The sequence below is a fragment of the Traorella sp. mt218 genome (genome assembly GCF_055420025.1).
The window spans coordinates 17615-42500 of record NZ_JBVAYM010000002.1; the positions used below are offsets into that span (position 1 = coordinate 17615).

Annotated in this window: 24 protein-coding genes; 17 read left to right on the forward strand and 7 right to left on the reverse strand. The window is 35.9% G+C overall.

What is annotated here, in order from left to right; genetic code table 11:
• Positions 1 to 66: 66 nt before the first annotated feature.
• Positions 67 to 2043 (reverse strand): DUF4910 domain-containing protein, encoded by a 1977-nt coding sequence (locus ACZYT3_RS01195; RefSeq protein ID WP_464087383.1) that lies wholly within the window; start codon positions 2041 to 2043, stop codon positions 67 to 69.
• Between the two features lie 295 nt (positions 2044 to 2338).
• Between ACZYT3_RS01195 and bsh the strand changes: the two genes are divergently transcribed.
• The 5 genes from bsh to ACZYT3_RS01220 all read left to right on the forward strand — a co-directional run bounded on the left by bsh (position 2339) and on the right by ACZYT3_RS01220 (position 7122).
• Positions 2339 to 3313 carry a choloylglycine hydrolase gene (gene bsh / locus ACZYT3_RS01200; RefSeq protein WP_464087384.1) on the forward strand — a complete coding sequence of 325 codons (975 nt, stop codon included), beginning with the start codon at positions 2339 to 2341 and terminating at the stop codon, positions 3311 to 3313.
• 61 nt (positions 3314 to 3374) lie between these two features.
• Positions 3375 to 4793, forward strand: a complete 1419-nt coding sequence (locus ACZYT3_RS01205) for a deoxyguanosinetriphosphate triphosphohydrolase (RefSeq protein ID WP_464087385.1) — start codon at positions 3375 to 3377, stop codon at positions 4791 to 4793.
• Between the two features lie 390 nt (positions 4794 to 5183).
• A complete protein-coding gene (locus ACZYT3_RS01210; protein WP_464087386.1) occupies positions 5184 to 5627 on the forward strand; it encodes a DUF1016 N-terminal domain-containing protein in 444 nt (147 codons plus the stop codon).
• Positions 5617 to 6213, forward strand: a complete 597-nt coding sequence (locus ACZYT3_RS01215) for a PDDEXK nuclease domain-containing protein (protein WP_464087387.1) — start codon at positions 5617 to 5619, stop codon at positions 6211 to 6213. Before ACZYT3_RS01210 ends, ACZYT3_RS01215 begins: the two co-directional genes overlap by 11 nt.
• A 297-nt stretch (positions 6214 to 6510) precedes the next feature.
• Positions 6511 to 7122 carry a gamma-glutamylcyclotransferase gene (locus ACZYT3_RS01220; RefSeq protein ID WP_464087388.1) on the forward strand — a complete coding sequence of 204 codons (612 nt, stop codon included), beginning with the start codon at positions 6511 to 6513 and terminating at the stop codon, positions 7120 to 7122.
• 63 nt (positions 7123 to 7185) lie between these two features.
• On the opposite strand, the gene ACZYT3_RS01225 is transcribed toward ACZYT3_RS01220, so the two are convergent.
• Together ACZYT3_RS01225 and ACZYT3_RS01230 are read right to left on the reverse strand one after the other, a co-directional pair.
• Positions 7186 to 7563, reverse strand: coding sequence for a metal-dependent transcriptional regulator (locus tag ACZYT3_RS01225; RefSeq protein ID WP_294562177.1), 378 nt, complete (start codon positions 7561 to 7563; stop codon positions 7186 to 7188).
• On the reverse strand, positions 7547 to 7912 hold the full coding sequence (locus tag ACZYT3_RS01230; protein WP_464087389.1) for a Spx/MgsR family RNA polymerase-binding regulatory protein: 366 nt from the start codon (positions 7910 to 7912) through the stop codon (positions 7547 to 7549). Before ACZYT3_RS01230 ends, ACZYT3_RS01225 begins: the two co-directional genes overlap by 17 nt.
• Before the next feature lie 84 nt (positions 7913 to 7996).
• On the opposite strand from ACZYT3_RS01230, the gene ACZYT3_RS01235 reads away from it, so the two are divergent.
• Together ACZYT3_RS01235 and ACZYT3_RS01240 are read left to right on the forward strand one after the other, a co-directional pair.
• A complete protein-coding gene (locus ACZYT3_RS01235) occupies positions 7997 to 9400 on the forward strand; it encodes a DEAD/DEAH box helicase (RefSeq protein ID WP_464087390.1) in 1404 nt (467 codons plus the stop codon).
• Positions 9401 to 9486: 86 nt separating this feature from the next.
• Entirely contained in the window at positions 9487 to 10860 is a 1374-nt protein-coding gene (locus ACZYT3_RS01240; protein ID WP_464087391.1) for an MATE family efflux transporter, read from the forward strand.
• A gap of 6 nt (positions 10861 to 10866) precedes the next feature.
• Here ACZYT3_RS01240 and ACZYT3_RS01245 read toward each other — a convergent pair whose 3' ends face one another.
• The 4 genes from ACZYT3_RS01245 to ACZYT3_RS01260 all read right to left on the reverse strand — a co-directional run bounded on the left by ACZYT3_RS01245 (position 10867) and on the right by ACZYT3_RS01260 (position 14525).
• Complete coding sequence (locus tag ACZYT3_RS01245) at positions 10867 to 11319, reverse strand: YbhB/YbcL family Raf kinase inhibitor-like protein (RefSeq protein ID WP_294562173.1); 453 nt, start codon at positions 11317 to 11319, stop codon at positions 10867 to 10869.
• Positions 11316 to 12479, reverse strand: a complete 1164-nt coding sequence (locus tag ACZYT3_RS01250; protein ID WP_294562171.1) for an aminotransferase class I/II-fold pyridoxal phosphate-dependent enzyme — start codon at positions 12477 to 12479, stop codon at positions 11316 to 11318. Before ACZYT3_RS01250 ends, ACZYT3_RS01245 begins: the two co-directional genes overlap by 4 nt.
• Positions 12479 to 12970, reverse strand: coding sequence for an Lrp/AsnC family transcriptional regulator (locus tag ACZYT3_RS01255; RefSeq protein WP_294562169.1), 492 nt, complete (start codon positions 12968 to 12970; stop codon positions 12479 to 12481). Before ACZYT3_RS01255 ends, ACZYT3_RS01250 begins: the two co-directional genes overlap by 1 nt.
• A 70-nt stretch (positions 12971 to 13040) precedes the next feature.
• Positions 13041 to 14525: a DUF1846 domain-containing protein gene (locus ACZYT3_RS01260; protein WP_294562168.1), complete on the reverse strand. Its 1485-nt coding sequence runs from the start codon at positions 14523 to 14525 to the stop codon at positions 13041 to 13043.
• A gap of 296 nt (positions 14526 to 14821) precedes the next feature.
• Between ACZYT3_RS01260 and ACZYT3_RS01265 the strand changes: the two genes are divergently transcribed.
• The 10 genes from ACZYT3_RS01265 (at position 14822) to glyA (ending at position 24884) form a co-directional block, all read left to right on the forward strand.
• Positions 14822 to 16084, forward strand: coding sequence for a UDP-N-acetylglucosamine 1-carboxyvinyltransferase (locus ACZYT3_RS01265; protein WP_294562167.1), 1263 nt, complete (start codon positions 14822 to 14824; stop codon positions 16082 to 16084).
• A 22-nt stretch (positions 16085 to 16106) separates the two neighbouring features.
• Positions 16107 to 16817, forward strand: a complete 711-nt coding sequence (locus ACZYT3_RS01270; protein WP_294562166.1) for a LytR/AlgR family response regulator transcription factor — start codon at positions 16107 to 16109, stop codon at positions 16815 to 16817.
• Positions 16814 to 18364, forward strand: coding sequence for an ABC transporter permease (locus ACZYT3_RS01275; RefSeq protein ID WP_464087392.1), 1551 nt, complete (start codon positions 16814 to 16816; stop codon positions 18362 to 18364). The genes ACZYT3_RS01270 and ACZYT3_RS01275 overlap by 4 nt, the downstream gene beginning before the upstream one ends.
• 89 nt (positions 18365 to 18453) lie before the next feature.
• Positions 18454 to 18903, forward strand: a complete 450-nt coding sequence (locus tag ACZYT3_RS01280; protein WP_294562163.1) for a hypothetical protein — start codon at positions 18454 to 18456, stop codon at positions 18901 to 18903.
• Between the two features lie 21 nt (positions 18904 to 18924).
• Complete coding sequence (locus tag ACZYT3_RS01285) at positions 18925 to 20385, forward strand: ABC transporter permease (RefSeq protein WP_464087393.1); 1461 nt, start codon at positions 18925 to 18927, stop codon at positions 20383 to 20385.
• A gap of 8 nt (positions 20386 to 20393) precedes the next feature.
• Positions 20394 to 21074, forward strand: coding sequence for an ABC transporter ATP-binding protein (locus ACZYT3_RS01290; RefSeq protein ID WP_464087394.1), 681 nt, complete (start codon positions 20394 to 20396; stop codon positions 21072 to 21074).
• Positions 21071 to 22429, forward strand: a complete 1359-nt coding sequence (locus ACZYT3_RS01295) for an ABC transporter permease (RefSeq protein WP_464087395.1) — start codon at positions 21071 to 21073, stop codon at positions 22427 to 22429. Before ACZYT3_RS01290 ends, ACZYT3_RS01295 begins: the two co-directional genes overlap by 4 nt.
• Positions 22430 to 22494: 65 nt before the next feature.
• Positions 22495 to 22701 (forward strand): DUF4177 domain-containing protein, encoded by a 207-nt coding sequence (locus tag ACZYT3_RS01300; RefSeq protein WP_464087396.1) that lies wholly within the window; start codon positions 22495 to 22497, stop codon positions 22699 to 22701.
• A 342-nt stretch (positions 22702 to 23043) separates the two neighbouring features.
• Positions 23044 to 23661: an L-threonylcarbamoyladenylate synthase gene (locus ACZYT3_RS01305; protein ID WP_464087397.1), complete on the forward strand. Its 618-nt coding sequence runs from the start codon at positions 23044 to 23046 to the stop codon at positions 23659 to 23661.
• Positions 23658 to 24884, forward strand: a complete 1227-nt coding sequence (gene glyA, locus ACZYT3_RS01310) for a serine hydroxymethyltransferase (RefSeq protein ID WP_464087398.1) — start codon at positions 23658 to 23660, stop codon at positions 24882 to 24884. The genes ACZYT3_RS01305 and glyA overlap by 4 nt, the downstream gene beginning before the upstream one ends.
• Positions 24885 to 24886: the final 2 nt, after the last annotated feature.

The following is a 24886-nucleotide window of genomic DNA, read 5'->3' on the forward strand; positions in this document are numbered from 1 at the left end:
AGATTATCAACGAAATAAACAAATGAATGAACAAAAACCTAAAAATAATATTTTTATGTGATTAAATTACACTTCTTTTGCCAGATCAAGATCTATTAATAAGGATACAAAATCAAGGATATATTGGTCGTTGCGTATTCCCGTTTGCACATAAATCGCATCACTGGCAGTTTTTAAGCTTGTTTTGCCATCCATAAAATAAGGAATGAGCGATTCTAAATTATGTGCCGTCATGAAAGAAATATCTTTATGCTTTTCTTTGAAATTTTCTAAAACAGGTTCATATTTTTTATCCTTTGAAATATAATCCTCTAAATCACGAATCGGACCTATGAATAAGCGTTGAACCTTACGATCTAAAAGAACATCATAGGATCGCTCTTCTAAGGCATCGGGATGTTCACAAACAAAACGTTTTAAGAGAGGCGTTGACAATTGAGATAGATAAGCTTCTTCTTTTAGTGCCATCTCCTTATTTAAATTGAATCGACATACATCTAAAGCTGTTTTTTGATAGGTTTCAGCTATATAAGTAAGTTTCAAATAGGTATCGGATGCTTTTTCATGATTTACAGATGCCTTATTCAATATTTTTGAAAGGTCATCCATCATCATGACTTCATGACGATGAAATATTAAAGCAGCATCAGCTTCATTTAAAGTAGCCAGTGTATATACATAACCGGCTGCGAAGCTTGTAGAGAAAGCTAAAACCATAGGATCGATACATTCCAAGGTATCACTGCTTGTATGATAATATTTATCAGGCCATTGACCGACCATGACACAAGGTGCATCAATGGTCGGATCACATAAGATCGTGTGATCGCTGCCTCCGGAATAAGGGGCAATGCGGCTGTTCACAAGACTTGTGTATTCACCCTCAGCAAGGTCAGGTACTTGTTTCTTTACTTCTTCTAGGACCAAATCAGATAGAGCGTTGACCAAACTATGATTTTCATAAGGGGTACGTGTGATCGTAATCGGGCCATAGCTGCCATTTTGTCGTCCGCCGATCATATCTAAATTGATACCTGCCTTGATCCTTGAATAATCGTTGATCGTAGACAAATAACAATGTGTGCCGGTAAATTCAGGAATAAGGATCAGACGTATCCCTCTTTTTAATGGTGATAATTTCTTCTCGTCCAATAACTTTTTCAATACGGTCATGACTTCTATACCGCCGCTGACACCTGAAGCATTATCATTGGCACTTGTATTTGGGTGACACAGATGAGCAGTCATTAAGATTTCATCGCTGCTTTCTCCCGGCAAATAAGCCTCCACGACTTCTGCTTTTCCATCATATAAAGATGAATCAATATAACAGGTTATTTGTGGATACAAAGGCTTAGAAGGATCAAGACGATGTTCTTCTTTCATTTTTAAACATAAGGCTCTTAACTTATCACCTAAACGTGGCGATAAGACAAAGCCAAATGTATGCGGCTCATCTTCCCGGTGATTCCACCAGAATGAAGTATAATTAAATGTATCAAAAGCTTCATAGCGGTGACGGACGCCTTCGACTTCGCGCATGAAATCAGTAATAATGCCAACAGCACCATATTTCCTGACAGCACTCTCTACATAAGGAGCCGGCATCTCATGAATAAAAATGATCTTTCCTTTTAAATCCAAGGAAGCTAAGTATTCATCATCATTTTTCTCAACTAATACGACATCTAAAGGATGTTGGCGATAATCACATGGATAGCTTTTCTGGATGATGGAACATTTTTCCTCACTGAAGTCACATAAGCGTTGTGTGTTTTCACCTAATAAGTCTAAATAAGCTTCTTTACAATCCCACTCCTGAAACATCTTTTGCTCCAGATACCATTGATCCGCTCTTGCTTCAAATTCCAGAATACGACTTTCGATTCCTCTTTCTTGAAGCATTTCTAAAGCATGCCGGGCTGCTTTTCTAAATCCTGTGGAAGCCTGGATACGATGATAAGAAGAGATTTCTTTCACTCCCTGATACAGTCTTTTCTGACTTACATTGTTTTTAATGAATGTTACATTTTCATAAAACATAAGATCACCTTCCTAATGGCAGTATTATAGCTTAATTGAAAACGATTTACAATAAATGTAAAAAGTTACAAAAATAATTATTCCATATATATTGTAAATCTTATTAAAAAAAGATACTATGATAATAGATATATATAAATAGTCCATAATAGGGGACATAAAACAGACCTTACGATGTTGTGAATAACAGATGAATGTTTGAGGTATCATTTTATGAATAATATCGATCACGTACATCGAATAGGAGTGTATTTTAAAAGTTCAAGCTCATACTAACAAAGAAAGGAAGATGGTTATGTGTACAAGTATTATATACAGAAATGGTGATTGTTATTTTGGAAGAAATCTGGATTTAGAATACTCCTACAATGAGGAAGTGGTCATCATTCCAAGAAAGATGCCGTTGTCTTTTAGAATGAAAGAAACGCTTCATCATCATTATGCCTGTATCGGAATGGCAACAGTTGTAAATGATGTTCCTTTATATTATGAAGCTGCCAATGAGAAAGGATTAGCCATGGCAGGCTTGAATTTTCCGGGCAATGCAGTTTATCATGAAGTGGCCGAAGAGTCGGATAATATTGCTCCTTTTGAATTTATCCCATGGATACTGGGCCAATGTGCAAGCGTACAGGAAGCAAGGAAATACTTATCAAAGATCAATCTGGTGAATATTCCATTCAGTGAAAATTTGCCGTTAGCTCCTTTACATTGGATGATCAGTGATGAGCATGACAGCCTGATCGTTGAATCAATGGAGGATGGTTTACATATTTATGAAGATAAGATAGGTGTATTAACGAATAATCCACCATATGAATATCATCAATGGAATATCAATAACTATCAGCATCTATCTTCTAAAAATGCACAGAATGTTTTTAGTGAGAAATTAGTGCTGCAGCCATATGCACAAGGAATGGGCGCGATTGGATTACCGGGTGATTTTTCAAGTGCTTCGCGTTTTGTGAAAGCAGCGTTTCTTTTGAATAATGCAGTATCTGAGAAAAGTGAAAATGCTAATGTATCGCAGTTTTTTCATATCTTAGATGGTGTTGCCATGGTCAAAGGAAGTGTCATCACACCTCAAGGGCATCATGATATCACCGTTTATTCATGCTGTATTAATTTATCTAAAGGAATTTATTACTATAAGACTTATGAGAATAATCAGATTACAGTGATTTCAATGTCAAAGGAAGATTTAGAAGGTTCATCTGCCATTCGTTATCCTTTGATTCATGATCAGCAGTTTCGTTATATGCAATAGCGAATCTATATAGATAAAATAAAAAATGTGATACAATAAAGAAGATTAAAGGAGATGTATCATGAGATTGGATTGGAAGAACATCACAAGTGAAAAAAGAATACCTGAATCTAAAAGTAAAAGGCTGACGAACTTAAGAAGTGAAGTGGAAAGTGATTACAATCGTATCATTACGAGTGCATCTTTCAGAAGACTTCAAGATAAAACACAGGTCTTTCCCCTTGACAGCAGTGATTTCGTACGTACGAGATTGACCCATTCTTTGGAAGTAGCTTCTCTTGCGAAACTGATCGGAAAGCAGATATGCAGCGAGATTCAAGATAAAAAGTTAGAACAGGATGAAATCAATGTCCACAATGTTGTGGAAACACTTAATTGTGCTTCATTGCTTCATGATATCGGCAATCCTCCTTTTGGACATTTTGGGGAATCCTCGATTCGTGAGTGGTTCAAAAAGAATCTGCCGGTGATCGAATATCATGGTAAAAAGCTGAATGAATATCTCAGTGAACAGCAAAAGCTTGACTTATATTATTATGAAGGAAATGCACAGGCTCTTCGTATCATTACCAAGCTTCATCGCCTGAATGGTAAATATGGCATGCACTTAACAAGCGGCGTGTTGGATACGATCATCAAATATCCTGTAAATTCTTTGGAAAAAGCGAAGGAAGAAGAAAAAGAAAAGAAAGATCGCAGATTAATTGCGAAAAAAGTAGGGTATTATGAAAGTGAAAAAGATGTTTTTCAAACCATCAAAGAAAATACAGGAACGTTTGGCTGCCGTAATCCGTTGACCTTTATCTTAGAGGCCGCAGATGATCTGGCTTATACTTTCGCAGATCTGGAAGATGGTTATAAGAAAGGCATGTACACTTATGATGAATTAATGAGCGTGATTGAAAAAAGCGGTGATGAGAATGGCAGGAAGCAATTAGAGTATAAGCTCGAAAATGCCAAAAAAGAAAAAGTTTATGAAGGTGTTGAACATGATCCATACCGTCAGGCTATTTTTCAATGGCTGACAAGCAAACAATTATATTGTGTGACTGCTGTCAAAGATGCTTTTATTGATCATTATGATGAAATCATGAACGGTGAATTTGATCAGGAGCTTATCTTGTGCAGCTCAGAAAGCAAGATCATACAGGAGTTAAAAAGCTTTGCTTATCGTAAGGTTTATTGTGACAAATCAATTCTACGTGTTGAAATCATGGGAAATGAAATACTGACTTTCTTTTTAGATCAGTTTACGGATGCTGCTTTGCATTATGATTCTGACTACTATAAACCAAATGAAATTCAAAAGAAGTATTTAGCTTTGCTTTCATCGAATTATTTGGAAAATTATCATGATGCTGTACAAAATAAAAGTGATCATGAAAAGATTTATGATAAGCTTTTGTTGGCCGCTGATTATGTTGCCGGTATGACAGATGGATATGCACGTTTATTATATCGAGAATTAAAAGGAATGTAGAAGAGTGATTCAAAAGAGTCGCTCTTTTTTTATTCTTTTTTTAAGCCTTATCATTACATTAAATTATGAGATGAAGAGATTAGAAGGGTAGGATCATACAGTTGGATCAGATTAAAAATTTGATAATTGTATAGATGAAAGTTATACAAACAGCTGATCAATATTTATCTTAACACTTAATTAAGTACATATATACAAATTTATGAAATAAAGTAGCTTTAATTAGCTAAAGGTGAATCATGTATCATTCAATCGCTATTTAAATAATGATAATTTCATAAAAAATGTAAAAAAATTGGGAATTTTGAAGATTTGGTGCATATAAAATAGTAGAGAGAAGTATTGAGAATGTCGCGTCGTGTCGCAACAATTTGAAAGGAAGATATTGATATGAAAATCATGTCTACAACTATTGATATTTTATATAAAGATATTTCATTATTAATTGAAGATAGTAAAGAAAAGGCAAGTATAGCTGTTAATTCTAATATGATTTTTTTATATTGGCAAATTGGTCAAAGAATAACAACAGAAATTCTAAAAAATGAAAAAGCAGAATATGGAAAATATGTTATAGATGAAATAAGTAAAAAACTAACGCAAAAATATGGTCGAGGCTATATGCGTTCCAGTGTATTTAGAATGATACAGTTTTATCAAAAATTTACCTATATCAATATAATCCATGCTTTATCTCAAAAACTAACTTGGTCACATTTCGTAGAGTTACTGCCAATAGAAAATGATGTGAAAAGAGATTTTTATGCAATTATGTGTTGTAAAGAAGGGTGGAATGTAAGAGTATTAAGAGAGAAAAAAATCAATGCTTTTTGAAAGAACAGCGATTTCAAAAAAACCTGAGATAACAATAAAAAATGAGTTAAAGGAATTGTATGAAAATAATAAAATGAATGTCGATTTATTTTTTAGAGATCCAGTCGTCTTAGATTTTTTGGAATTACAAGATACCTTTAATGAAAAAGATCTTGAAAATGCAATTTTAGCAGAGTTAGAAAAATTCATTTTAGAAATGGGGACTGACTTTGCTTTTATGGCAAAGCAAAAACATTTTATTTTAGATGGTAAAGACTATTATATCGATCTTCTTTTTTATCATAGAAATTTGAGAAGATTGGTTTTAGTAGAATTGAAATTAGGGGAATTTGAACCAGAGTATAAAGGGCAAGTAGAATTGTATCTTAGGTGGTTGAATAAATATGAAAGAATTGAAGGTGAAGAAAGTCCGATTGCATTAATTTTGTGTGCTGAAAAATCACAGGAAACAATTGAATTGCTTGAATTGAATCAAGACAGTATTCATGTCGTTCAGTATTTGACTAAAATGCCTCCAAAGGAATTATTAGAAGCAAAGCTGGCAGAAGCTATTTCAAATGCAAAATTAAAATTGGAACAAGGATAGTAAAAAGAAAAATATGATTTATATATGACAAAGGATGATTGTGTCATTATGTATAAAAGAGATATACTAACGGATTATTTAGAAGAGATAAAGAATACGATCGAATATCAAATTTGGTTTTTTGGACATTATCATGATAATAAGAAAGTAACTAAAAAAGATATTCTTCTTTATGAACAAATGATACGATTATTATAGGAGCAATTATAAGCATACGGTTTATATGTATGAGTTGTTTGGTGATGATGAAATTAGTTTTTAATAGAAGGATAATAGATTTTATGATAAAATCATAGAATGAAAATACCTCAGGAAAAAGGCTGCTATGTATATCTTCTAAGATGTGAAGATCATTCTTTATATTGTGGCTGGACAACTCATTTGATCAATAGATTTAAGATTCATCAAAGTGGCAAGGGTGCTAAATATACCAAAGCACATAAGCCTATCGAAATTTTTTATTATGAGAGCTTTCCGGATGAAATCAGTGCCAGAAAAAGAGAATATGAAATCAAACAGATGGCCCATGAACAGAAAATGAAGTTAAAAGAGTATCATTATTTGTTTACATATGGAACTTTGATGAAGGGTGAAAGTAATCATTTCTATTTAAAAGGGAGTAAATATATCGGAGATGGAATCATTCGTGGTTATCGATTATTAGAAATTGAAGATTATCCGGGAGCTGTACCGACAGATGATCTGCAAAAAGAGGTTGTTGGTGAAATTTATAAAATAAGTCATGATACGAAAAAAGAAATTGATATCTTGGAGGAAGGATATCTTTATAAGAATATTATAGTTGATATAGAGGGAAAGAAGCTTGTTTGTGGCTTTTATGAATTTATAGATGATGGAAATGAATATTTGGAATCGAAGATCAAAGGAAAGTGGACGCTTAACACATAGATGCAAAAAAGAGGAATGATGCATTATAAGCATTTTCCTCTTTTTATATCATAAGTATATTGATTATTGTTGTGATTCTTTCACAATTTTTTTGATGGTTTCAAACGTTTCTTCACTCAGGATATGCTCCATCTTGCAGGCATCATTTTCAGCTGTTTCATGGGAAATGTTTAAAAATTCCTCCAGATAACATGAAAGGATCGTATGTCTTTCATAAATCTTCATAGCTTTGTTACGGCCGGCTTCTGTCAAATGCACATTGCCATAAGTTTCCTGGGTCAGATAACCCTGTTCCTTTAACACGTTGACAGCTTTATTGACGCTTGGTTTAGATACATGCATCTGTTTGGCAATATCCACACAACGTATCTTTCCGGCTGTTAAGTCTAATAAATACATTGTTTCAAGATACATTTCTAAGCTTTCACTGCTTTTTTCCATATTTCTCACCTATTTCATCGTATTCCTTTTCATTATATCCTACAAGCACAAAATCATCACCCACCAGCAAAGGGCGTTTTACCAACATGCCATCACTGGTAAGAGCTTCAATTTTCTCATGATCGCTCATTTTAGGGAGTCGTTCCTTATAGTTGCCGCTGCGATAAAGCTGGCCGCTCGTATTAAAAAATTTCTGAATGGGTTTATTTGATAAAGGAATCCATGCTTGTAATTCCTCTTTGGTCACACCTTCTTTGATAGGGCGGTCAATGAATTCAACACCCATTCTTTCAAGATGCTTTTTTGCTTTTTGACATGTTGAACATTTGTTGTAATTGATAAAGTACATAGAATCACCTGTATCTATTATACAATATTTGCACTTGTTTTCAAAATAATTTGCTAATGTGGTAAAATAGAAAGGGAGGAAAATATGAAATTTAATGAATTAGGCTTAAGTAATGAGATATTAAAGGCTTTAGATATATTAGATTATCAAGAGGTTCTTCCTGTTCAGGAAAAGGTGATCCCCCTTCTTTTAGATAAAAAAGATGTGATCGTCCGCTCTAAGACAGGAAGCGGAAAGACTGCAAGTTATGCCATACCGGAAATTGAAAAGATCGATTGGATGCTTAATCAGCCACAGGTACTGGTATTAACACCTACCAGGGAATTAGCAAAACAGGTGGCAGGTGAATTTAAATCAATCGGCTCTTATAAGCGAATCAATGCTTTACCGATATTTGGCCAACAGCCAATCAAAGGACAGATCATTGCCCTGAAACAAAAGGTGCATGTGGTTTGTGGAACGATTGGGCGTATTCTCGATCACATCGAAAGAGGGACGCTTGACCTTTCAAGGATCCATACCTGCATCATTGATGAAGCTGATGAATGCTTTAAATTAGGTTTCTTAGAGGATCTTGAGAAAATATTGCAGTCTTTGCCTGTATGTAATATGGCCCTCTTCAGTGCTACGATGAATGATGATGTAAGGATGATTGCAGCTACATATCTTCATGATCCTGTTGAAGTTCAAATCAAAGAGGCAAAAGAATATAATACCAATATTTCTTTATGTTATGTGAAAGTGACCAAGGAAAATAAACTGGAAACACTTTTTCATCTCATAAATGCACATAAACCTTCACAGGCTATTATTTTCTGTAATTTTCGTGAGAATGTGGAAGCTGTTTTTGATGCTTTTTATGAAAAGGGATATTCATGCTGTATGATCCATGGCGGTTTAGACCAGGATGAACGTTTATTAAATATGCAGGATTTTAAAAAGGGAATGTTTCGTTTTCTGATTGCCAGTGATGTTGCGGCACGAGGAATCGACATCGAAAAAAACTCACATGTTTATAACTATGATTGTCCTACAACAGCGGAGAATCTGATACATCGTATCGGCAGAAGCGGTCGAGTTGACCGCAAAGGAGAGTCATATACGCTTGTTTTGGATACACAGATGAAATATATCGAACGTATGGAAGAAGAGCTGGATGCTCATTTCATAGAAGCTTATGCGACAGATGCTGCTATGAGTTATGAAATGAAAACGAGTGAGCGTGTTCATTTAAAGGAAGAGAAGATTCAAGAACAGGTGACCAAGCTTTATCTTAAAGGCGGTAAAAATAAAAAAATACGTCCGGGTGATATCGTCGGAGCTATTCTTGAGAATAAAAATGTGACATTTGAAGATATTGGGGTCATTGAAGTATTGGAACATCAAAGCTATGTAGATATATTAAATGGCAAGGGTGAAATGGTATTGGAAGATTTAAAAAATCGGAAAATCAAAAATAAGAAGATCGTTGTAGAAAAAGCCAAATAAATTTTGGCTCTTTTTGTTTCAGATGGTTGAATTTCATAAAGGAAAATCGTAAAATATTTACACATAATATGTAAAGGGGTGGTAAAATGGCCGGCGATCATTATCGGATCGACATGACAGAGGGGAAGCTCTTGCCAAAAATATTATTGTTTTCTTTGCCGCTGATTGCCAGTGGGGTGCTGCAGCTTTTGTTTAATGCTGCAGATATCATCGTTGTAGGAAAGTTTGATGGTCATGAATCATTGGCTGCTGTCAGTTCAACGGGAGCCTTGATCAATTTGATCGTTAATATTTTTATTGGTCTTTCTATTGGAGCGAATGTTGTGGTGGCTCGTCATATCGGAGCAGATGAACAGGAGGAAATCAGTAAGACCGTACATACAGCGATGATGTTAAGTATCATCGGAGGGGTCATTTTGACTGTATTTGGGATTGCAGCTGCCCATCCTATGCTGGAATGGATGGATACGCCTGATAATGTCATTGATCTTGCGGTATTATATTTACGTATCTATTTTTTAGGAATCACAGCTTCTTTGATCTATAACTATGGTGCAAGCATTTTGCGTGCAAAGGGTGATACGAAGCGTCCGCTATATTATCTGGCGTTGGCAGGCGTTGTTAATATCATTTTAAATCTGATATTGGTCATCGTTTTTCATTTAGGGGTTGCGGGTGTCGGTATTGCAACGGTTGTTTCGCAGATCATTTCCGCAACGCTGGTATTTATCTGTCTGACGCATGAAAGAGGGGGATTACAGCTTCACCCTAAAGAAATGCATATTGATTTTAGAAAGTTTATTGATATTTTGAAAATCGGACTTCCGGCAGGTATCCAAGGCTGTGTGTTCTCATTGTCCAATGTTGTGATTCAGGCATCTGTCAATTCATTTGGTTCGACGATCATGGCAGGTAATGGTGCTGCCCAGAATATCGAAGGATTTGTCTATACAGGAATGAATGCCTTCTATCAGTCATGCTTGACCTTTACCAGTCAGAATATGGGAGCCAGAAGTCTTGATAGAATTAAACAGACGCTGTTTTCATGTCAGCTGCTGGTTATCATAACAGGCTTGATTTTAGGTATCGGAGCATGGTATTTTGGTGATATTCTGTTATCTATCTATTCTGATGATCCGGCTGTTATTGCGGCAGGTATCGTACGTTTAGGATATGTATCGAAAACGTATTTCTTATGTGGGATCATGGATGTCATGGTAGGATCTTTAAGAGGTCTGGGATATTCGATTTTCCCGATGATCGTATCTCTTGTTGGAGCCTGTGGTCTGCGTATCCTTTGGTTAGCTACTGTATTTAATCTCTACCATACAATTGAGATGGTTTATATTTCATATCCGGTAAGCTGGATCATTACGGCACTTGCGCATATGATTACCTTTATATTCGTTTTTCGAAAGGTTTCGCATAAAATCAAATTAGATGAAAGCCTCGCTAACTAGCGAGGCTTATACTTTATAAATACCTTTTAAAACAGCTTCTTCAAGAATATGTCCTTCCATTTTCCAATAAAGATCATTGAAATAATGATGCTCATCCAGATCGATCATACAATCTAAAGCATAAACATGAAGTTCATAAATATGATCTTTATCCGGTGGAGCCATTCCTACATAATGTTCTTTCATTTCTTTAGAACGGGAATGATAACCGGAAATAAAATCATGGGCGGTTTCACTTTCACCTTCATATACTTCATTTCTTGTCAGATTCCAGCCGACCCAATGGATAAAGCTAAATCCGCATACGGGAATAGCATCTTTGTCTTCAAATAGAAAGGCAAAGCTTTTTGTGTTTTCAGGGGCATCTTCAATTTGAAAAGGAATTGAGATCTCAGGACCTCTTTTTCCATATTTATCATCAAAGACACCGTTTTTTAATCCAATACTTGTTACTTTCATAAATACTGCTCCATAAAATGTCCGATTTTCTCAATAGCAACCTTAATTTCATCAATACTGTAAGCATAAGAAACTCGTATAAAACCTTCACCGGCTTCACCAAAAGCACTTCCCGGTACACAGGCAACATTCTCTTCTTCTAATAGCTTTTCACAAAATTCAAGTGATGTAAGCCCGGTCTTTTTGATACAAGGGAAGATATAAAAAGCTCCTTGTGGCAGATGTGTTGGCAAACCGATACGATTAAATCCGCTGACGATATAATTTCTTCTTAATTTATATTGTTCCACCATTTCATCTACATATTTCTGACTGTTTTTAAGACCTTCAATGGCACCGTATTGGGCGGCCGTTGGGGCACACATGATGATATACTGATGAATCTTTAAGATTTCTCGCAAGAAGGTTTCATTTGCACATAAATAACCAAGACGCCATCCTGTCATCGCAAAAGCTTTTGAAAAACCGGAGATTAAGATGACGAGATCTTTGATTTCATCAAAATTAGCAGGTGAACAATGTCTTTCTTCATAGCTGAGCTCAGCATAGATCTCATCGGAGATAACGATGATGTTGTGCTCTTTTAAAATAGGGATCAATGGTTCATAATCCTGTTTTGTCATGACCCCGCCTGTCGGGTTTGACGGAAAATTTAAGATGATGGCTTTTGTCTTTGGGGTAATGGCCGCTAAAAGCTCTTCCTTTGTCAATTTAAATTCATTTTCGCTTTTTAGCTCGATGAACTTAGGTGTTCCTCCCGCCAAGATAACTGCAGGCTCATAAGCTACATAACAAGGCTGAAGCAAGATGACCTCATCCCCTTTTTCAATAATGGCTCTTAATGACAAATCGATTGCCTCACTGCCGCCTACGCTGACAAGAACATTCTTATTAGGGTCATATTCAAGTGCAAAGCGTCTTTTCAGATATTTGCAGATTTCCTTACGTAATGAAAGAAGACCGGCATTTGCTGTATAATGTGTTTTTTTGGATTTGATTGAATAGATAGCAGCTTCACAGATATTCCACGGAGTTGCGAAATCAGGCTCACCTACACCAAGAGAAATAACGCCTTCTTTTGTATTAGCAAGATCGAAAAATTTACGGATACCACTTGGCTTTAATTCTCTTACCTGTTTATTTAATAATTCTTCGTACATTAGGGTGTTACGACCATACGGTCATCCTCATCATCCTGATCATCTGAAAGAATGATGCCGGCCGTTTTATATTTCTTCAATACAAAATTTGTACTGGTACCCGTAACTCCTTCAACAACAGCAAGTTTAGAACCGACAAAATTGGAAATCTCCTGCATTGTCTTTCCTTCGACCATAACAATGAATTCACTGCGCCCGCTCATCAGATACATCGTTTCAACTTCGCTATAAGAATAAATCATACTGGCAATACGATCATATCCATAATCTCTTTCTGGCTGGCAGCTGACCTCGATCAAAGCACTGACACGATCGACATTTGCCCTTTCCCAATTAATGACAGTATGATAACCGTTGATCACTTTTTCCTTTTCCAGCTGTGTCATGGTTTCTAAAATATTTTCTTCGCTTTCCTGAAGGATATCCGCCAGATCTCTCACTTCTCTGCGAGCATTTTTCTCAAGCAAAGATAACAAGATGCTCTCTTCCATAAAATCACCTCTTTTTATTTTCTTATTTTACCAAAACCCTAAAAGAAAAGAAACCTTTTTAGGTTTCAATTTATTTGTGATACAGTTTTTTAGTTTGATAGACAGGCTCGCATGTCAGATTAATGCCTAATTTTCTAAAAATATTTAAGTCAACATCACTGAGAATGACACTTGAATGAGCTTGGGCGTCTTTTAATTTAGGCAGCTGCTTCAAGGCCGTATGACTCAACGGATTGGTCGTTGCGGAAATGGCAAGCGCAATCAGGATCTCATCGACATGAAGACGCGGATTGTTATTACCGAGATTTTCTGTTTTTAATTTTTGGATAGGTTCGATGATGCTTGGTGATATCAGAAAAATATCATGATCGATCTTTCCAAGCACCTTCAAAGCATTTAAGATACAGGCACTGGCGGCTCCTAAAAGCGATGTGGTCTTGCCGGTAATGATTTGTCCATCGTTCAATTCAATGCTGCAGGCAGGCTGGTTTGTTTCATGGAATCGTTCCAGACATGCTTTTACACATTTACGATCTTCGATGGATGTTTCTGCTTGTGACATGACCAATTCAATTTTAGAAACCGTATCTTCACCGGTAAGCCCCATCTTATGATCCACCAGAGCACTGTAATAACGACGGACGATTTCCTCTTTAGAGGCCTGAACACAGACTTCATCGTTAATGATGCAGTTTCCGGCCATGTTCACTCCCATATCAGTCGGTGATTTATAAGGAGATTCACCCATGATCTTTTCAAGGATCGTATTTAAAACAGGGAATATTTCTACATCACGGTTATAATTGACGGTCGTTACGCCATAGGCCTCCAAATGAAAAGGATCGATCATATTGATATCATTCAGATCGGCCGTTGCTGCCTCATAAGCCAGATTGACCGGATGCTTCAACGGAAGATTCCAGATAGGAAAAGTTTCATACTTAGCATATCCGGCCTTGATTCCTCGTTTGTTTTCATGATAGAGCTGTGAGAGGCAAGTAGCCATCTTACCGCTTCCCGGACCCGGTGCCGTTACGACAACCAAAGGATGGGTCGTTTCTACATAATCGTTTTTCCCAAATCCATCTTCACTGACAATAAGCTTTACATTATTCGGATAACCGCTGATCGGATAATGCTTGGCTGTCTTGATGCCCAGCTGGTTTAAATAGGAAATGAAAGCATCGACACTTGGCTGATTTTGGTATTGTGAAATGATCACACAACCAACATAAAGTCCTACGCCATTAAATGCATCAATAAGACGAAGCGTTTCATCATCATAAGTGATACCCAAATCACTTCTTACCTTATTTTTTTCAATATCTGAAGCATTGATAACGATCAAAATCTCAACCTGGTCTTTAAGCGTCAACAGCATTTTCAGCTTACTGTCGGGCTGAAATCCCGGAAGAACACGTGATGCATGATGATCGTCAAATAATTTACCGCCAAATTCTAGATATAATTTATTATCAAACAATGAAATCCGCTCTTTGATATGAGCACTTTGCATTTCTAAATATTTTTGATTATCAAAACCAATCTCTTTCATATAATCACCTCAACTTTTTTATTCTACCATAAATTTACATGATTTGGAGATTTATTTTTCCAGCTTTTGATTTGGAGCGGTGTTTGATCTTTGTCCTGGATCTGATTTTTAATAAAATATGTTGAATAAAAGCATTCGTTTATGATTTCATTCAGAATATAAGATATGATTGCATTGATTTTACATCTTTTATAAAAAAATATTATAAACATAATCACTAGATATACAAAGATAAATAATATATAATGAAGATATCAAGGAAAGATATCTGGAAATGGGAGCAATGAGGAGGCAAAATGGAAGAAGTCATTAAAATAGAAGGTGGAAAAAAATTATCGGGTACGGTTCGTATCAGCGGTTCAAAGAATGCAACTGTGGCATTGATTCCTGCGGCCATATTATCAAGCGGTCCGGTTACGATCGTAGGTGTACCATCTATCAGTGATGTACAGTCGCTGGCAATCCTTTTGAATGATTTGGGTGTAGATGTGGTATTTAAAGCTCATGATCATCTTATTATTGATCCGACACATATGCATAATCGACCAATGGTTTCTGAAACGGTCGGGAAATTAAGAGCCAGTTATTATTTCATGGGTGCCTTGCTTGGCAAATATAAAAAAGTAGAAATGAAGATGCCAGGAGGCTGTTACTTAGGACCTCGTCCGATCGACCAGCATCTGAAAGGCTTTGAGGCCTTAGGAGCGACCGTAGAAAATCATCATGGCATCATGCGCATCGAAGCAAAAGAACTTATTGGAACAAAGATCTTTTTAGATATTTCCAGCGTAGGAGCTACGATCAATATCATGATGGCAGCTGTTTATGCGAAAGGCAGAACAACGATCGAAAATGCGGCGAAGGAGCCGGAAATTATTGATGTTGCGACACTTTTAAATCGAATGGGTGCAAAGATACGTGGAATGGGAACCAATGTGATTACAATTGATGGTGTGGAGGAGCTTGGCGGATGCTTCCATGAAATCATTCCTGATCGTATTGAAGCGGCTACGTATATTGTTCTGGCGGCAGCGGCAGCGAAAGAGATGACTATTGAAAATATCATTCCGACTCACTTGGAAGCTTTGTTGAGCAAGCTGAAGGAAATTGGTATCGATATGGATGTCAATGTTGATTCGGTGACGATCCGTGAATCAAATAATGCTTTACAGCCGGTAGATGTCAAGACATTGCCTTATCCGGGCTTTGCGACAGACATCCAGCAGCCTTTGACAGCTTTATTGACACAGGCAGGGGGACAGAGCGTCATTACGGAAACGATTTATCCGGAACGCTTTAAACATTGTCATGAGCTGAATAAAATGGGAGCAGATATCGATGTTCGAAATCCTTCTTCATTTATTAATGGTCCGACACCACTTTATGGTGCTGTTGTAGAGGCAACAGATTTGAGATGCGGTGCTTGTCTGGTTATTGCCGGCCTGATTGCCCAGGGATTGACAGAAATTCATAGTATATATCATATCGATCGCGGCTATGAAAATTTAGATGGTAAATTAAAAGCATTAGGTGCAAATATTTGGAGAGAAGAGGTATAGATATAAGATTCAGGGGATATGTATGATAGAAGTAAAAGTAGCTGTATTAGATGATGAGATGAATGATTTAAATCGGGTGAAGGATTATTTTGATCATGTTTCATCATGTCAGTTAAAATACAGCGTTACTACTTATCAAGATATCGATGAGTCCTTTTATCATGAATATGATTTATATATGATTGATATAGAAATGCCAAAGATCAATGGTTTAGACGTTGCGCGAGATTTAAGAAAGAAACATCCCCACGGAGTTTTGATCCTTTACAGCAAGCGAAACGATCTTGTATTTGAATCATTTAAATTTGGCGTTTTTTTCTTTGTGCGTAAAGATCACTTTGAAGAAGACATGAGCTTTGCGCAAATGCGTTTAGATCAGCATTTTCAATCTGTCAGCCAAAAATATCAATATCGTACAAAAGATTTAACACTTGATATTCCATACCGGAATATCATGTATATTGAGAAGATAGGGCATCATATCGAAATCCATTTAAACGATAAAAAAATATTATCAGAATATAAATCTTTAAAAAATATCATTCATGAATTTGACCATAATCAATTCATTCAATGTCATCAGTCTTATTTAGTGAATTTATCTTATGTAAAATATTTAGATAAACAAGATTTTATAATGAAAGATAATGAAAAAGTACAGATAAGCAAACGATTCTATCAAAAAACAAAGCAGTCTTATATAAACTATTTAAATAAGAAGGTGAGCGAATGAAAACTTTAAAAATAATTATTCTTGTTTTAACGCTCATATCTGTGGGAATCAGTGGATATCTATCTTTTGATTTTTATACTCAAATAGAAGAAAAGAAAAAAGAATACGACATTTATCTGAATGAAGAAGCAACGATTCAATTTGAAATAAAAGGCGGAACAGGATCATTAAGTAAAGTTTCCAACTACCCTTCTCAAGAAGAATATGAAGAAACATTTGATCAAGTACAATTCCTTTATGATTTCATTGCAAATAATGATTTGATTACTAAAAGTATTATTACATATTATATGCAAGTAGATGCAGGATATATACAATATTTAACTGGAGCCTCCCGCTATGATTTTGAAAGAAATCATGAGTTGGCAGAAGGCAGGATGTTTACACAGGAGGAATTGGATGAAGGAAAATTGGTTGCAATTATTTCTAATGATTCAAATGAATTGAAACTAGGAGATAGGATACGGATAGAAGCACCTTACAGAGGTGATCTGAATGTAGAAGCAGAAATTATTGGTTTTTATGATCGGATTGAAGATGATGCGACAAGCTATGAATATTCAAGAAACAATCGTATTTATATGCCTGATTCAGCAATTAAGAAAATATCTGATCTTTGGATGAGTCAGATTGAGCCGGATAAGGATCTATATGAACAATTTATTCCATGTGGTATTTTATCTCCTATATTTGAATGTCAAAGTGAAAAAGATTATGAATTAATCAAAGAAAAAATAAATGACTATCAAACAAGTATATTTTTTAACTATATGATTGAACGCTTGGATCAGCATCAGCATAGTATCATTGATTTTAATACCAAATCTCTCACTCAAAAGCTGGTTATATCTAGTATATGCTTATTTTTAAGTGTAGGAATAGGTAGCTTTATGGAAATTCTTGTGATATTTATGAACAGAAAAAATCAACGAGATTTTCAAATTCAACTCTTAAGTGAGCAGGAAAAAAATGTTCAAAATATACTGATGATCCATCAGGACATTCATAAGCTTAAACATGATTTAAAGCATTTCTTTTCACAAATCACGCAACTGGTTAAAAATGATGAAAAAGAAAAGGTACTAAAACTATTACTTGAATATCAGGAAGATATTCAAACATTAGAAGTTCCGGCATATACACAAAATGATACGCTTGATATGGTTATCAATCACTATGTCACTCGAGCTAAGAAAGAAAACATCGATTTTACCTATTCAGGGATTACCGTACAAAAACTTCCTATCTCTGAACGAAAGCTTTATATTTTATTATCGAATGGCTTAGACAATGCATTTACTCACTGTGATCAGCGAAAAAAGGTGAGTCTTAATATTGGTTATGTTGAACCTTACTATCGCTTTATCATCATAAATAGCATAGCATTCAATACAGTTATCAAAAATGCATCACCACAACATGAACATGGTTACGGTATTATCAGCATGAAACAGATCATTCAGGAAATAAAGGGTGAAATTACTTTTGAAACATTCAATGATAAATATATTTGTACGATTTTGATACCGAATATGCATAAAAAGTAACCGAATTTGCTTCGGTTCTTTTTTTTATCATGAAATATGTTATATAAATGGTGAAAAGGGAAATGCAGATACAAAGGAGGGAATAAGATATGTTGAAAAAAGTATTTGCAGGATTATTAAGCTTGGTTATGGCCATGGCCTTGTTACCAATAGGAGGTTACTTACAAGATGTAAAGGCAAGTGAAGTAACACCATTCGTAATCGTTACAAATGAGCCAATGTCAGAAACTAAATCACAAAATTATAGCGTTTCTTATAGTGGTGAATCTACTAGTAGTGTAGGAATTAAAATAACTTTGAATTATATAAAACATACTCGTGGTAGTAATATTACATATGATTCATTTAGTGCAAAAGCTCAGCCATATTATGCAGGATCATTTGTTGTTGAAACATATGGAAATCCTAAACTGAATGTTAACTTGGCAAGTAAAACGGTGTACGTTACTGGCGAGGTAAATATTTATTATACTAGAGGAACTACTGTAAAATATTTAGTTGCTACAAAATCCTATGGTTTTGAATTTAATTTAAAATAATTTAATAAAAAGGAGACCGCTATGAAATGGTATCAAAGAATTTTTAAAAGCATGATAAGACAACCGCTTCGATATTTGATCTTGTTTCTGGTGGTTTTCTTACTAAATAGTGTTTTACTAGGAAGCTTGTCTTTAAAAAATAGTGCTAAATCGATAGAAAATCTTTTTAAAGAAAGTCTTGGAGCTGTTGCGACCATTCAAGGTGAGGAGAATAGCTTAAATAAAAACGGCTATTATAGCCAGCCTGAAGATTATGATCGCATCTTTCATGATTATCAGCAATTGATTGAAAAATGCAGCCAAAGTGACACGTTAAAATACAGCAGCTATTCTTATTTTCAACCTCTCATGAAAGTAGACGGTGTGATTGATGCAGATGATTCCGGATTTGGAGCGTGGTTGATTGGAAGCAGTAATATTCAGCTTCAAAATCAAAGAACCGGCTATTTGGAAATTGTAGAAGGAAGGAGCTTTACAGAAGAGGAATTGATGGAAGGGAATGTTGCTGTCATTCGAAATACACTTCAATATCAGGATGGATCAGAGATTGAATTGGGTGACAAAATAACCATTTTCTATAATGATAGACGTGAATATTTACATGGTGATTTTCAGTTTCCGAAAATAGAACTTACTGTCATTGGTAAATATGAAGTGAAAAAAGAAGTTGATTTTACTAACATTATGATTTTTGATGGAATATACGTGCCAAATTCTGTTGTTTTATCTTATTCAAAGGAAGCCAGAAAGAATTTAGAAAATTATTTTAAGATCGACGATCTGATGAAGATACGAAAAGAAGTGAATGGCTGGGAAGTAACGGGTTATGATTACTTTCTTCCATGTGGTATCTATGCACCTTATTTTGAACTTGAAAATTATTCTTTATTAGATGAATTTCAAGCGTATTGTGAAGATGAATTAAAGAAGGCTGGCAGTATTTCGAATATTTATCATTTTGTTTCTACTGCACAGACAGCTGAACGTATCTTAGAGCCTATGAATCAAATCGGTGATCTTGCAGATCTTATCATGATGATTTCAATTGTTTTGATAAGTATGATCGTTTTCTTATTCATATGGCTGAACAGTAAAAAGAGAACTCATGAAATCGGTATATATTTATCCTTGGGTGAGAAAAAAGGGAATATCATCAAGCAGTTTTGCGGAGAAATATTATTGATTGGATGTCTTGTCATACTTTGCTTAGGTTTTAGTTATAGAAGAATAAATCAATGGATCATCACAAATGTGATTCATACTATTGAAATAGATCGTGAAGATGAAACTGAGTTTACAGATTCTGATTATGTTGTTGATCCTAATGGGCTTGCGGAAAGATTTGATTATAAGAAAGTAGTGATACAAGATGATAGTGGTTTTGCTTCATGTGTGCTGATGATCTTGGGTGAATGTCTGTTTGGAAGCTTGATATCTATATGGCTGATCGTGAATCAAAAGCCGAATGATAATTTGATGTAGGGGGCACCATGAATATTGTAGAAACAAAAGACTTATATTTTACTTATCCGGATGGAGATGGACGAAAGATCATCCTGAATGATGTGAGCGTGTCGTTTGAACTGGGAAAGTTTTATACGATCCTGGGAAGCAGCGGATCCGGGAAGACGACCTTTCTTTCCTTGATAGCGGCACTGGATAAGCCTGAAAAGGGAGAGATCTTATATTGCGGTGAAAATATTGAAAAGGTAGGCTATGAGCGATATCGAAGGAATGATATCGGGATCGTGTTTCAGAGCTATAATCTGATACCTTATATGAATGCCTTAGAAAATGTGATGGTGGCGATGTCGATCAGTGATCATCACTGGGAAGGAAATATGAAAGAAAGAGCGCTGGAGATACTGGAAAGTGTCGGGATCGATGGGAGCAAGGCAACAAGAAGGATCAACCGGTTAAGCGGAGGGGAGCAGCAGCGAGTAGCAATCGCACGGGCGATTTCCACAGATGTGAAGGTGATCCTGGCAGATGAGCCGACAGGGAACCTGGATGGGAAGACGAGCGAAACGATCATTGAAATCTTTAAAGAGCTGGCACATGAACAGGAGAAGTGTGTGATCATGGTGACACATTCAGAGAAGATAGCAGGTGAGAGTGATATCGTATTGAAGCTGAATACCGATATTCAAAATTTTGAGGTCATTGAATGAAAGTATTAAAACGCGCATTTCTTTATCTGTCACGAAAAAAAAGTCACACAGTCGTTTTGTTCTTGATCATATTTATTCTTGGCAATATATATGGTCTGGCTATCTCTTTAAAACAAGTTTCATCAGTGCTTGCATATGAGATGAAAAGTCAGTTGGGTTCAACGGCTACCTATATAAATGAAGCAGTTAATGATGCCGGTTTTTCAATGGATACTCAACAGGATTGGGAGTGTTTTAAGCGATATGAAAGAATCGTTCATAAATTGATAAACAGCACATATGTTTCATATGGGAATTATTCTTATATGTTGCTGCTGGATGACAGAGATGGACAGGTTCGTTATGGTTATGGTGTGAGTCATGCGCCTATGGCGGATGTAAAAGAGAATATTATTCGTATCATTGAGGGAAGAGAGTTTACAGAAGAAGAATTAGAGAATGGGGAAAGGGTTGTTATCGTATCAAATGATTTTAGAGTGAATGGTCAAGAAATTCATGCAGGTGATACGATCCATATGAAATTAGTATTTGATAAAAATATATGTGATGAGAATGATCGATGTGAGAGCGTAGTTGTTTATGATGAAGAGTATTCATTAAAAGTTATAGGTATATTTGAGAAAATAGATAAGGCTTTTGATCATGTAAATGTTGGTTTTTCTGATGTTCCAGGAAGAATGTACATCCCTAATCAAACATTATGGGATCTATTTGTGCGAAGACATCAGCTGATACAGGAATTAAATGTTTTTGAAGTAGAACAGATGGCAATCGATGTGCCCATCATTCGCTTGAAAAGCAGTGATGATCTTGAAGCATTTAAACAAGAAGCTGAAACTGTCATTGCATCTGAACAAGTGGAGGATTCGCTGATGCAGCAACCAAAGGAACAGTTTCTCATTTCAGATGATGACTATCTTTCTGTGGCTGAGCCGATCAGGATATTGAATCATTTCGGAAATTATCTTTGTATAGGGGGTATCATTGCTTTCTCGATCATCTTGTGCATCGTCATGATCAATGTATTACAAGAGAGAATACATGAAATCGGTATCTATTTGGTACTTGGAGAAAAAAAGAGAAATATTTTGATACAATTATTTTGTGAGCTTTTGCTTGTGACTGTTTTGAGCGTATCCTGTTCATTGGTAAGCTCTAAAAAGGCAGGAGAAAGAGTAAGTCATTCTTTTTTGGATTATCAAAGTCAAATGGATGTATCGTATGAGATATCGATCGATCATGAATATATTCTTTCTATTTATGGGCTGAGCGTATGTACGATCATTGTAGCAATGTTTTATCCATTTCATGTTATCATTACATATGATCCGAAAGATATATTGATGAAAAAATAATGGATATAGTAAGATGGGCTGGAGGGTGAATATGTTATAATATTTATAAAGTGGAGGATCAGATAATGAAAAAGCTTATGTTTGTGCGGGTTAAATCAGAATTATGTGGATATGGTTTTGAAAAAGGAACGAAGTATAAGTTCAAAGATGTTGAAAAGATCATTCAGGAACGAGTGGAGGATGGCTGGTCATATAAGGGTTATATACCTTTGGAAACAAGAGGAACGGGTGATATTGAAACGATGTCGCTTATTTTTGAAAGGGATGAATAAAAAGCCAAGATATAGTAAAGCTGTCTTGGCTTTATTTTATAAAAAGTATCTAACTTAGTATTGATGCGGATTATATCAGAACATTTCAATAACATTGTTAGGAATATCCTAAATATAAGGATAATTAACATTGATAAATCTTAAATATTAGGGTATTGGGATTAGGAGATGAAGTTATGGAATTTGCATTAAATGAAACAGTAACGAGCAATGAAATTAAAACAACAAAAATTAAATATGACTCAACAGCAGTATAAAAGAGTAGATATCAGTATTTGATGAAAGAAAAATGAAAATCATATAAACGGTGAATCTTCTTTTTATTTGTGATACACTAGAAACATGGAAACTAAAATTATAGAAAGAAAAGAGATCGAACAGGCAGTAGAATGTTTAAAGATGGGAGGAGTCGCAGCATTTCCTACGGATACCGTTTATGGACTGGGTGTTGTTTATGATGAATTGGAGGCGTTGAAGCGTTTGAAGCTCAGTAAGGGACGTCCTGAAGAAAAGCCGATTCCGATGATGATCGGAAGTAAAGAGCAGCTGGAACATGTTGCCTTTACCAATGAAAAGGTAGAAAGGCTGATTGAAGCGTTTATGCCCGGAGGTTTTACGATCATTCTCAAGAAAAAAGCATGTGTGAATGATGAGGTTACAAACGGATTTGATACGATTGCTCTTAGAATGCCGGATGATGCATTCATTTTAGAGATGATCAGACGTATTGGCAAGCCTCTGTTGGTGACAAGTGCGAATTTATCCGGACAGCCGACAGGTGTTTATTTTGATGATGTGAAGAAAGATTTTGATGGTCGAATTGATATGATCGTCAAAGGTGAATGTAAAGGAAGCGTTTCGTCAACGATCGTCGATGCGACAGGTGATGAATTGAAAATTGTTCGTCAAGGACCGATCGATCAGGAAGATATCATCAAAGAATGGGAGGGAAGAAAGTGAAGGATCAGCAGATAAGAGAAGCGATCATAAAAGAAGAACAGCGTCAATTGCATAATATTGAGTGTATTGCTTCTGAAAACTATGTTTCAAATGATGTCTTGGAAGCAGTAGGAAGCGTATTGACAAATAAGTATGCGGAAGGATATCCTCATCGACGTTATTATGGCGGCTGTCAATATGTGGATGAGGTCGAAGAGATTGCCCGTCAGCGTTTATGTGAGCTGTTTGGTGCAGAGCATGCGAATGTCCAGCCGCATTCAGGAAGTCAGGCCAATATGGCAGTATATTTTACTGTTTTAGAGCCAAATGATACGGTGCTGGGCATGGATCTTTCAAGCGGAGGACATCTTACCCATGGCCATCCTTTGAACTTCTCGGGTACTTTATATCGTTTTGTAAGCTACGGTGTAAATAAGGAAACAGAGATGATTGATTATGATGAGGTACTGGAAATCGCAAAGAAGGAAAAGCCAAAACTGATCGTGGCAGGGGCCAGTGCTTATTCAAGGATCATCGATTTTAAGAAGTTTAGAGAAATCGCTGATGAGGTTGGCGCATATTTAATGGTCGATATGGCTCATATTGCAGGACTGGTAGCGGCAGGCTTGCATCCTTCACCGGTTCCATACAGTGATTTTGTAACAAGTACGACTCATAAAACATTGCGTGGTCCTCGTGGTGGTGTCATCTTATGTAAAGAAAAATATGCCAGGGAATTGGATAAACATTTATTCCCGGGCATTCAGGGTGGACCATTGATGCATGTAATTGCCGGTAAGGCCGTATGTTTTGGTGAAGCACTGCAGCCGTCATTTAAGGAATATGCGAAACAAATCATCAGCAACTGTCAGGCATTATGTGAAACACTAAAAGAAGAAGGGTTCAGAATCGTGAGTGGCGGCAGTGATAATCATCTTCTTTTAGTTGATGTCATGTCTTCATTCAATGTTACCGGCAAAGAGGCGGAAAAGTTGTTAGATAGCGTATGTATTACCTGCAACAAAAATACGATTCCTTTTGATACACAGAAACCATTCGTAACGAGCGGGATTCGTTTAGGAAGTGCGGCCATGACGACACGTGGATTCAAAGAAGCAGAATTCAGACAATTAGGGCATTGGATCGGAAGAGCAATCAAACATAAAGATGATCTTGAAGAATTATCAAAAATCAAACAAGAAGTGCTTGAATGTACAGAGAAATATCCGATTCGTTTTGAATAATA

Coding starts and splice junctions, on each gene's coding strand:
- ACZYT3_RS01270 (WP_294562166.1), top strand. CDS start 16,107: ATGATAGAAGTAAAAGTAGCTGTATTAGATGATGAGATGAATGATTTA.
- ACZYT3_RS01195 (WP_464087383.1), bottom strand. CDS start 2,043: ATGTTTTATGAAAATGTAACATTCATTAAAAACAATGTAAGTCAGAAA.
- ACZYT3_RS01235 (WP_464087390.1), top strand. CDS start 7,997: ATGAAATTTAATGAATTAGGCTTAAGTAATGAGATATTAAAGGCTTTA.
- bsh (WP_464087384.1), top strand. CDS start 2,339: ATGTGTACAAGTATTATATACAGAAATGGTGATTGTTATTTTGGAAGA.
- ACZYT3_RS01210 (WP_464087386.1), top strand. CDS start 5,184: ATGAAAATCATGTCTACAACTATTGATATTTTATATAAAGATATTTCA.
- ACZYT3_RS01265 (WP_294562167.1), top strand. CDS start 14,822: ATGGAAGAAGTCATTAAAATAGAAGGTGGAAAAAAATTATCGGGTACG.
- ACZYT3_RS01220 (WP_464087388.1), top strand. CDS start 6,511: ATGAAAATACCTCAGGAAAAAGGCTGCTATGTATATCTTCTAAGATGT.
- ACZYT3_RS01225 (WP_294562177.1), bottom strand. CDS start 7,563: ATGGAAAAAAGCAGTGAAAGCTTAGAAATGTATCTTGAAACAATGTAT.
- ACZYT3_RS01275 (WP_464087392.1), top strand. CDS start 16,814: ATGAAAACTTTAAAAATAATTATTCTTGTTTTAACGCTCATATCTGTG.
- ACZYT3_RS01230 (WP_464087389.1), bottom strand. CDS start 7,912: ATGTACTTTATCAATTACAACAAATGTTCAACATGTCAAAAAGCAAAA.
- ACZYT3_RS01215 (WP_464087387.1), top strand. CDS start 5,617: ATGCTTTTTGAAAGAACAGCGATTTCAAAAAAACCTGAGATAACAATA.
- ACZYT3_RS01305 (WP_464087397.1), top strand. CDS start 23,044: ATGGAAACTAAAATTATAGAAAGAAAAGAGATCGAACAGGCAGTAGAA.
- ACZYT3_RS01250 (WP_294562171.1), bottom strand. CDS start 12,479: ATGTACGAAGAATTATTAAATAAACAGGTAAGAGAATTAAAGCCAAGT.
- ACZYT3_RS01205 (WP_464087385.1), top strand. CDS start 3,375: ATGAGATTGGATTGGAAGAACATCACAAGTGAAAAAAGAATACCTGAA.
- ACZYT3_RS01280 (WP_294562163.1), top strand. CDS start 18,454: ATGTTGAAAAAAGTATTTGCAGGATTATTAAGCTTGGTTATGGCCATG.
- ACZYT3_RS01290 (WP_464087394.1), top strand. CDS start 20,394: ATGAATATTGTAGAAACAAAAGACTTATATTTTACTTATCCGGATGGA.
- ACZYT3_RS01260 (WP_294562168.1), bottom strand. CDS start 14,525: ATGAAAGAGATTGGTTTTGATAATCAAAAATATTTAGAAATGCAAAGT.
- ACZYT3_RS01300 (WP_464087396.1), top strand. CDS start 22,495: ATGAAAAAGCTTATGTTTGTGCGGGTTAAATCAGAATTATGTGGATAT.
- ACZYT3_RS01240 (WP_464087391.1), top strand. CDS start 9,487: ATGGCCGGCGATCATTATCGGATCGACATGACAGAGGGGAAGCTCTTG.
- ACZYT3_RS01295 (WP_464087395.1), top strand. CDS start 21,071: ATGAAAGTATTAAAACGCGCATTTCTTTATCTGTCACGAAAAAAAAGT.
- ACZYT3_RS01285 (WP_464087393.1), top strand. CDS start 18,925: ATGAAATGGTATCAAAGAATTTTTAAAAGCATGATAAGACAACCGCTT.
- ACZYT3_RS01255 (WP_294562169.1), bottom strand. CDS start 12,970: ATGGAAGAGAGCATCTTGTTATCTTTGCTTGAGAAAAATGCTCGCAGA.
- ACZYT3_RS01245 (WP_294562173.1), bottom strand. CDS start 11,319: ATGAAAGTAACAAGTATTGGATTAAAAAACGGTGTCTTTGATGATAAA.